Below are 3,133 nucleotides of genomic sequence, written 5' to 3'. Positions count from 1 at the left end.
CAGACATTTTATTAAAGGCATGGAAACAAGTTAAAGCCAACAATGGAACTGGTGGAATAGATGAAGTTTACATTGAAGATGTTGTTAAATATGGAGAGATGAAATTTCTCAAAGAAATGCAACAGGAGTTAATGGAAAATAACTATAAGCCTAAACCAGTGGAAAGAGTATATATTCCTAAGAAAGATGGTAAGAAAAGACCACTTGGAATACCAATAATCAAAGATAGGATAGTTCAAACAGCTACCAAAATAGTTATCGAACCTATATTTGAGGCAGACTTCAAGGAATATTCGTATGGTTTCAGACCTAAGAGAAATCAACATCAAGCCTTAGAAGTTATAAGAAAGAAATGCAATAATAAAGGCTGGTGGGTGCTTGATGCAGACATTAAAGGTTATTTTGATAATATAAATCATGATAAGTTAATGCTGCTCGTAGAACAAAGGGTATCAGATAGACGAATATTAAAGCTTATAAGGAAATGGCTCAAAATAGGGGTAGTAGAAAATAATGAGTATACAGAAAGTGAAATTGGCTCGCCACAAGGTTCGTCAATAAGTCCATTACTTTCAAATATATACTTAAACTATTTTGATTTGGTATGGGATAAATACTACAAACACCTTGGAACACTTGTTAAGTTTGCTGATGATTGTGCGCCACGAAAGCGTGGTATGCAACTCGCAAGAGTTGCGTAATATATAGCTATGCTATACAAATGATGGAGGAAGGCCCTCCGAAATCGCCGTACAGGCGGAGATTTCAAACTACCTTAAGGTGCTGTAATCAAAAGTTACGGTACTGAGCGTTAAGGAAAAGGCAGAGATAAATCTGTCATGTGAGTGTTAAGGAGATGAACGAGCATGTGAACCACTTACGAAAGTGTCGAAAGCGTATAAATTCCATCAAAACCAGGGGGTAGTCGTTAATCTGGGATAAGTCTAGAGGAAACCTGTTTACTATCTAGGCGGTGGGCGGCATAAAGGTGGCATGACTTTAACATAGGCGTTTGTATGGAACGTGGGAACCTACGGCTTGATGTTAAGAGAGTATTTCAAGCAGAAGAACTGTAAGAAAAGAGTATCGATGCAAGCATAGGGGCAGATTGAGTCGTAGTAGTGAAGAAACTTTTGTAATGGAAGTGGAGCGAAGGACTTCAAGTTATTCAGTTTCAGAAATAAGTCAACTTTGAAAGGAGGAGGAGCTTATGCAAGAAACAAAGCCGTTTAATATTTCCAAAAGAGCTGTAATGACAGCTTATGAGAAAGTTAAAGCAAACAAGGGAACGTATGGAATTGATGAACAATCAATCGAAGATTTTGAAAAGCAGTTAAACAAGAATCTTTACAAAATCTGGAATAGAATGTCATCAGGAAGTTATTTTCCTAAACCTGTAAAGGCTGTTGCAATTCCAAAGAAAAATGGAGGTACTAGAATTTTAGGAATACCTACTGTTGAAGATAGAATTGCACAGATGGTAGTTAAGCTATATTTTGAACCAGAAGTAGAGCCAATGTTTTATACAGATTCCTACGGATATAGACCGAATAAATCAGCAATACAAGCACTTGATGTTACAAGAACAAGGTGTTGGAGAAAAGATTGGGTTCTAGAATTTGATATAAAAGGTCTGTTTGATAATATCAAACATGACATATTAATGGAAATGGTAAACAAGCATACTAAGAAAGAATGGATAATACTATACATACAAAGGTGGCTTACAGCACCATTTCAAATGGAAAATGGAGAATTGGTACTTAGAAATTCTGGAACGCCGCAAGGCGGGGTCATAAGTCCAGTTCTGGCAAATCTGTTTCTACATTATGTGTTTGATGACTTTATGACGAAAGAATTCAGAACAATTCCGTGGGCAAGATACGCAGATGATGGAATTGCACACTGTGTATCACTAAAACAGGCGAAATATCTACAAAGACGATTGCAAGAAAGATTTGAAGAATATAGACTACAGCTAAACCTTGATAAAACGAAGATTGTATACTGTAAAGATGACGATAGGAAAGGAACTTATCAAAATATATCATTTGATTTTCTAGGATACACATTCAAACCTAGGGGCGCTAAGAATAAATATGGCAAATATTTCACGAGCTTCTTACCAGCGATAGCAGACAAGGCAAAGAAATCAATTCGTAAAGAAGTAAGAAGTTGGAGATTGCAACTAAGGGTAGATAAAGATTTGTGGGATATATCAAATATGTTTAACAAAAAGATACAGGGATGGATTAACTATTATACACACTTCTATAAATCAGAAATGTATGCAGTATTAAGATATATCAATAATGCTTTAGTAAAATGGGTTCGTAGAAAGTATAAGAAAAGAAAACATAGACGTAGAGCAGAATATTGGTTAGGTGGTATTGCTAGAAGAGATATAAGTTTGTTTGCACACTGGAAAATGGGAATATTACCAACAGCTGAATGATGGGAGCCGTATGAGCTGAGAGGTTCACGTACGGTTCTGAGAGGGACTAAGGGGGAAGTTCCCTTGGTCTACTTACTTTATTATTATTTCAAGAACTAAGAAAGAGATATACCATGCATATAATGCAGTTAAGAAAATCTTTGAGAGATTAGAACTAGAACTACATCCCGATAAAACACGATTCGTGAATATGTGGGATGGAAAAGAAGGTTTTGATTTTCTAGGGTTTCATCATAGGCGTAGCCTTGTGGAAAGTGGAAAAGGTCAAAGGTTTAATACCACAATACAAGTTCCAACCCAAAAGGCTATGAAAAGTATGAGAAACAAGATAAAAGAAGTCCTTAGTAATAGGTCAACTCTAAAGATGGATATGTATGATTTAGTGCAGAAAATGAACAAGAAAATAGTAGGACTAAGAAATTACTATAACTTGAAATATGCAGGTAAACAGTTAAATAAAATAGACTGGTATATCATACAAAGGTTTACTATTTGGTATAACAATAAGAAACAAAGAAGACCTCGACATAGAGGTTTGAAAGAGGTAATGAATATTCTTAATGAAATGGGATTAAAGAAACTTTCTCTTTAAAGGTTATAATGCCTTAGAAAGAAGAATATCGGAAAGCCGTGTGCGGGAAAACCGCATGCACGGTTTGATGAGGGGAAGAAGGAAAT

The 3,133-nt window shown here is 35.7% G+C and carries 3 protein-coding genes; all 3 read left to right on the top strand.

Annotated elements, in window-relative coordinates; genetic code table 11:
* A partial coding sequence (ltrA, locus tag OIO11_RS11820; protein WP_268071671.1) for a group II intron reverse transcriptase/maturase occupies positions 1-701 on the top strand: 701 nt, incomplete at its 5' end.
* A gap of 509 nt (positions 702-1,210) precedes the next feature.
* The gene (gene ltrA, locus OIO11_RS11815; protein WP_268071670.1) at positions 1,211-2,455 is read left to right on the top strand and encodes a group II intron reverse transcriptase/maturase; all 1,245 of its coding nucleotides are present in this window, start codon (positions 1,211-1,213) and stop codon (positions 2,453-2,455) included.
* A 190-nt stretch (positions 2,456-2,645) separates the two neighbouring features.
* A complete protein-coding gene (locus tag OIO11_RS11810) occupies positions 2,646-3,047 on the top strand; it encodes a group II intron maturase-specific domain-containing protein (RefSeq protein WP_268071672.1) in 402 nt (133 codons plus the stop codon).
* Positions 3,048-3,133 lie beyond the last annotated feature (86 nt).

Origin of the sequence: Clostridium sp. ZS2-4 (genome assembly GCF_026719745.1) — a bacterium.
Lineage (GTDB): Bacteria > Bacillota > Clostridia > Clostridiales > Clostridiaceae > Clostridium_H.
This window is presented reverse-complemented; position numbering and strand designations above follow the sequence as displayed.